The organism is Microvirga soli, assembly GCF_016734765.1.
In the GTDB taxonomy this organism is placed as follows: Bacteria; Pseudomonadota; Alphaproteobacteria; order Rhizobiales; family Beijerinckiaceae; genus Microvirga; species Microvirga soli.
Window position 1 is genome coordinate 1 of sequence record NZ_JAERQE010000110.1, and the last position, 4,909, is coordinate 4,909.

Annotated in this window: 7 protein-coding genes and 1 pseudogene; 3 read left to right on the forward strand and 5 right to left on the reverse strand. The window is 61.0% G+C overall.

The window, feature by feature from the left end; genetic code table 11:
* Nucleotides 1-355: 355 nt before the first annotated feature.
* Nucleotides 356-1,084, forward strand: coding sequence for a DUF72 domain-containing protein (locus tag JKL45_RS29120; RefSeq protein WP_201865251.1), 729 nt, complete (start codon nt 356-358; stop codon nt 1,082-1,084).
* A 39-nt stretch (nt 1,085-1,123) separates the two neighbouring features.
* Here JKL45_RS29120 and JKL45_RS29125 read toward each other — a convergent pair whose 3' ends face one another.
* The 3 genes from JKL45_RS29125 to JKL45_RS30390 all read right to left on the reverse strand — a co-directional run bounded on the left by JKL45_RS29125 (nt 1,124) and on the right by JKL45_RS30390 (nt 2,087).
* Nucleotides 1,124-1,510, reverse strand: a complete 387-nt coding sequence (locus JKL45_RS29125; protein WP_201865252.1) for a response regulator — start codon at nt 1,508-1,510, stop codon at nt 1,124-1,126.
* A complete protein-coding gene (locus JKL45_RS30385) occupies nt 1,511-1,741 on the reverse strand; it encodes a hypothetical protein (RefSeq protein WP_246499110.1) in 231 nt (76 codons plus the stop codon).
* 148 nt (nt 1,742-1,889) lie between these two features.
* The gene (locus tag JKL45_RS30390; protein WP_246499111.1) at nt 1,890-2,087 is read right to left on the reverse strand and encodes a hypothetical protein; all 198 of its coding nucleotides are present in this window, start codon (nt 2,085-2,087) and stop codon (nt 1,890-1,892) included.
* Between the two features lie 465 nt (nt 2,088-2,552).
* Here JKL45_RS30390 and JKL45_RS29135 point away from each other — a divergent pair.
* Nucleotides 2,553-3,041: pseudogene (locus JKL45_RS29135) on the forward strand (extensin-like domain-containing protein).
* A 91-nt stretch (nt 3,042-3,132) separates the two neighbouring features.
* On the forward strand, nt 3,133-3,663 hold the full coding sequence (locus JKL45_RS29145) for a hypothetical protein (protein WP_201865254.1): 531 nt from the start codon (nt 3,133-3,135) through the stop codon (nt 3,661-3,663).
* Between the two features lie 40 nt (nt 3,664-3,703).
* Here the strand turns inward: JKL45_RS29145 and JKL45_RS29150 are convergent, their stop codons facing one another.
* A complete protein-coding gene (locus JKL45_RS29150; protein WP_246499113.1) occupies nt 3,704-4,027 on the reverse strand; it encodes a hypothetical protein in 324 nt (107 codons plus the stop codon).
* Nucleotides 4,028-4,087: 60 nt separating this feature from the next.
* Complete coding sequence (locus JKL45_RS29155; protein WP_201865256.1) at nt 4,088-4,519, reverse strand: response regulator; 432 nt, start codon at nt 4,517-4,519, stop codon at nt 4,088-4,090.
* Nucleotides 4,520-4,909: the final 390 nt, after the last annotated feature.

Genomic DNA, 4,909 nt, shown 5'->3' on the forward strand with positions numbered 1-4,909 from the left:
AGCCGGTCCTCCCAATGACCACCTCATCCCAACACCCGGCGCGTCAGCAAATTTCCACCACCAGCGCGGACTCTACCATGATCCCAGCATGGAACGACCTTCCGGCCCAGGTCGGAAGCAAGCTCTTGGCTAGCGTCTCAATGTATTCGTCTGTGGGGATTGGTCTATGGGCGGAACGCCCTTTCGGCAGAAAGCGTTGGCACGGCAAGGCCGTTAGACTAATCGGGGCTGCCCATGAACCCCGTCAACGCGGAACAAATGTTAGCTTTGTCGATGAGAGGGTATGGATGACATTTCCGATCCTGACCACCCGAAACCTCGCAGCCCCGGTACCAACACTGACGGAGCCACTCCCATGGTCCGGATCGGGACGGCCGCCTGGAGCATTCCGAAGGAGCATGCAGCCGCCTTCCCAGTCGCGGGATCCCACCTGGAGCGCTACAGTGCCGTTCTCAACGCGGTTGAGATCAACTCCTCATTCTATCGTCCTCATCGAAGGACCACCTACGAGCGCTGGGCCGCGTCGGTGCCGGAGGATTTCCGCTTTGCCGTCAAGGTCCCGAAGGCCATCACCCACGAGCGCCGACTCAAAGACGCCAATGACCTGCTGGATCACTTCCTGTCGGAGGTGGGCGGCCTCGGACCCAAGCTGGGTCCGCTGCTGGTTCAACTGCCTCCGAGCTTGAGGTTCGAAGACGGTGTTGCCGACACCTTCCTGAGCGGGTTGCGAGACCACGTCGAAGGCTCCCTTGTCTGCGAGCCGCGCCATGCCTCCTGGTTCATGTCCGACGTTGAGGGCCTGCTCGACGAGCTTCGGATTGCCCGGGTGGCAGCCGATCCGGCCCCGGTGTCAGGCGCGGACAAGCCAGGTGGCTGGCGTGGCATGTCGTACTATCGCCTGCACGGCTCTCCCAGGATCTACTACTCCGCCTACAGTCCGGAATATCTCGCCACCATTGCCGAGCGGATTGCGAGCGATGCCGCAGCGGGGGTCGAAACCTGGTGCATCTTCGACAACACGGCAGCCTTTGCCGCGACGGGCGATGCGATCACGACGAGAAGCTTGGTGTTGAACCGACGCTGAGGATCTCCATCACACCACAGGCAAACACCCTTTCGAACCTTACGATCCTCGCATCATCTCCGTGATATGCCGGACGAGAGTCTCACCGCGATACGGCTTGGGCAGGAAACGGCCGTGATCTGGGATCTCGTCAGGATGCGGGCGGGCATACCCGGAGGAGATCAGCAGCAGCACATGCGGCCAGCGCTGGTAGACACGCTCGGCCAATGCCATGCCGTCCATTGATCCCGGCATGTTCACATCCGTGAACAGCACCTGTACCTCGTCAGAGTGCGCTTCAAGCACCACCAGCGCCTCGTCAGCGTTCTTAGCCTCCAGCACCCGGAAGCCGGCGTCATCCAGTTCATCGGCGGCCGTCATGCGGACCAACGGCTCGTCCTCAACCAAGAGGACAACGGTTGGCCTGATGGATTCAGAGGGTCTCATTCAGGCCACCGGCGGCTGAGGTTCGCATATGGCCTTGTCCGCCTCGACCAGTACGCCGAGGCCCCGCCACGGCTTCGGGATGAAGGTGACGGAGTCCGGCAATGCGTCCGTCCGATCACTTGCGGCACCGGACGTCAGAACGATCCGGATCGTTGGCCAGAGAGTACAGGCTGCCCTTGCAAGCTTTACGCCGTCCATGGAGCCGGGCAGGCGAATATCGGCAAAGATCATTGCCACTTCCCCTCCCCGATCCTGGAGGCAATGCAGCGCTGCTTCGGCATTCTCAACCTCCACGACGTCGAGCGCGGTTTCCTACAGCAGGGCCGCAGCGAGTGCCCGAACATCGGGATCGTCCTCGACGATCAGGGCGATATGCGCCTCAGGCTGCATCGTGGTCACATTGAGCCTTACGGCGGTCCATCTGCCGCAGAATTTCCGCGAGCGGTTCAGGAACAGGTTCTACAAGCACATCGCGATAGACCTCGGCGAAGGCTCTAGCGATCATGAAGGTCGCGACGTCCGGACAAATGTCGGTGACATGGGGCAGACGCACGTCGCCTGAGGCGTCGTGGGGCATCGGCGTTCTCCCTGGATTGTCTCGCCAGCCTGCCGCTGGACCATGAGCGTCAGTCTAACATACGTTAGTCAGGGCAACTGCCGACTCACGGGCTGGTTTCAGCGTAGCGGCAGAAACAACGCTTTCCATCTGTTGCAGAAACCCGGCAATAATCTGCGCCGGGTGAACCCTAAGCGTGACCGTTGCGTTGCTTCTGAGAGCAAGGCGAGGGCATGGTGAAGAACCGACAGGCACTGGCGATAATCGTTATACTGTGGAGCAGCACTGTAGCGGGGCAACCGGGTCCACCTCTGCCCCCGCCACGCCCCAGGGATGCTACCGTTCCCGCACAGACACCTGCTCCCCAAGCCGAGAGGCCCCCAACCGAGGCTGCGGCACCATCCCAGACGGATCCCGGCATGTGCCTGACTGCACTCAAAGCGGCAGGCTTTGATATCGAGACGGCGGAGCAGCCTTCAAGCTCGAATGACCGCTGCCGGAGCGGCACCGGTCCGGCTGAAGGCCGTTCCAGTGCCGCTCCGGCAAGGATCCACGGTGCGCCTGACGGACGAACCTATCCTAGCTTGTCGCTTTGCCGGACAACTCGGGCACTGGATCGGGGATCTGGTCGCTCCCCTGGTGGTCGGCCTCAAGAACACGGAACTCAAGGCTGTCCGGACCGGTCCCGGCTTCGAATGTCGCAACCGGAACGGCGCAACGACGGGCAAGCTTTCGGCCCACGCAGAAGGGCTTGCCATCGACGTTTCCGGCTTCGAGTTCGCCAACGGAGCGAGCCTGCGGGTCTAGCCAGAAGCCAACGCCGCGCCGGATCCGGCGCTTGCGGCACTTAGGACCGCCGCCTGCGGCTGGTTCACGACAATCCTTGGTCCAGGCTCGGACGAGGCGCATGGCGATCACCTCCACGTCGACATCGAGCGGCACGGATCAAGTGATCGCTACCGGATCTGCCAGTGAAAGAAGTCCGTTCGGGTTCAATCCCTGCTTCGCGGATACTGGGAACGCGCACGGAGACCTTGCGTTGATCCAGGTCACAGGAAATCCTTGCATGACCACAGCCGCGCCCCACCTGATCGCAGCAGTCTCCCTGTCGTGCATCGTCACCGCGCTCACATGCAATCCCCTTCGAGCCGCCGAGATCGACTTTCTTGAGCGCTTCCGCGGCACTTGGTCCGGTTCCGGCAAGGTCCAGCGCGAGGGCGCTTCTCAGCCCCGGCAGGTAACCTGCTCCGTCACCGGAAGCCCGGCCGAAAACCGGATTAGCGCGCAGGGAACCTGCCGCGCCGCTCTCATCTTCAGCCGCCCGATCGGTGTTGACCTCGTTTACGATCCCCGCTCCGGCACCTATCGTGGCACCTACACGGGCTCTCGGATCGGTCCCGCTCAGTTGACAGGCACCCGCAGCGGTGATGCCGTGAACCTCAGGATCGAGTGGCCCCGCCCGGTCAATGGCGACACGCAGGCCGCTATGGTCATCAGGAACGACGGCCAGGGCATGTTGCGCATTACCGTTGCAGACAATCTCACGCCCGGCGGCCCCACCCAGCAGACCTCCGAGCTCGTCCTGGCACGCCGGTAGTCGGCATGGCGCCTGAGCGATCGGACGCGTACGGTTGGAACTACTGCTCGGTGAAGAAGGTGAGAACGACCTTGCCCTTGTCGCTGACGAGGCACACGAAGCGGTTTGGCTTGTCGCTTTTCTCGCGCTGAAGGTAAGCCTCGCCCATGACCACCATGCGGATAGGTGTATCCTCGACCCGGGTGGCTGCCTTCGAGATCGCCAGCGACTCCATGTCGAAGGTCAGGTGCTCGAGCGAGGGTGATCGTTCCTTGAGCGCAGTCAGGCCCGACAGGCGGCACGCCTCGACCTCAGCAGGTACCTGAGCAATGGAAGGAGAAGCCAGAAGGAAGGAGGCGGCAAGCATCGTGAGAGCAAAGCGCATGGATATCTCCATCGGATGAAATGCGTTCGGACCGTGCTAAAATAGATCCGAGGCTCATGGCTACGAAATTGATTGCCCCTGAACCGCACGGTGTAATTCATCAATCAAGTGCGACAGACGGTAAGGCTTTGCGAGAAACGCTGCACCCACTGGGATACGAGCTGAGTGACACCTCCGTGACCGGCCCGAAGCAAGAACGACTTGAAGATCAGGCTGTGCTTTGAGCGCTCTATGGGCGAGGTCACAACCGTCGCGCCCACCCAAATTGATGTCCGTAAACAGAACATCGATTTTCTCCTGACTGAGGATGATCTCGGCCTCTTCAGCACTCGCGGCAATCAGAACCAAGAACCCGGCTTCCTCCAAGGCCTCGGCTGCCACGGCGCCAACCATGAGATCATCTTCAACCACGAGCACACGGATGGGGGTTACCTCGGGGGCTGCATACGGAGCCTGAGAGCCTCGGCTCCAGAGCGGTGAGATCGGGATCATACGGGTGCCCTTCCTTCAGGAGTTCGGTTGGCTAACCCCGAACCGGGAGAAGGTGTTCACAAGGCGACGCGCCTTCCACTCAGCATGGTGAGCGGACTGTTAACGCCCCCTTGTTGCCACCTGTGCTCTTGCTTCCGTTTCTGCGTGTCACCACGACTGAAGAACCCGAGCAATTCCACTTCGCCACTACGCTTTCAGGGGGATGATTGAAATCCTGTCTTGGATTTTGTCAGCGAGGTTCAATCAAGAGATCTACTGACTTTTGAACGTCCGGTATTGCCGTCGTAGAAGACATTGGGCGGACTTCCGGATTGTGCCGATTTCGTTCTCTAATGGGTCAAGGGGCAACTCTCCAATCCTGAGCGGTTTTGCGATCCCAAAGGGTTTCTG

Bases quoted from the DNA above. Each gene is read 5' to 3' on its own strand.
- JKL45_RS29150 (WP_246499113.1), bottom strand. From the start codon at position 4,027: ATGCGCTTTGCTCTCACGATGCTTGCCGCCTCCTTCCTTCTGGCTTCT.
- JKL45_RS29125 (WP_201865252.1), bottom strand. From the start codon at position 1,510: ATGAGACCCTCTGAATCCATCAGGCCAACCGTTGTCCTCTTGGTTGAG.
- JKL45_RS29145 (WP_201865254.1), top strand. From the start codon at position 3,133: ATGACCACAGCCGCGCCCCACCTGATCGCAGCAGTCTCCCTGTCGTGC.
- JKL45_RS30390 (WP_246499111.1), bottom strand. From the start codon at position 2,087: ATGCCCCACGACGCCTCAGGCGACGTGCGTCTGCCCCATGTCACCGAC.
- JKL45_RS29120 (WP_201865251.1), top strand. From the start codon at position 356: ATGGTCCGGATCGGGACGGCCGCCTGGAGCATTCCGAAGGAGCATGCA.
- JKL45_RS30385 (WP_246499110.1), bottom strand. From the start codon at position 1,741: ATGATCTTTGCCGATATTCGCCTGCCCGGCTCCATGGACGGCGTAAAG.
- JKL45_RS29155 (WP_201865256.1), bottom strand. From the start codon at position 4,519: ATGATCCCGATCTCACCGCTCTGGAGCCGAGGCTCTCAGGCTCCGTAT.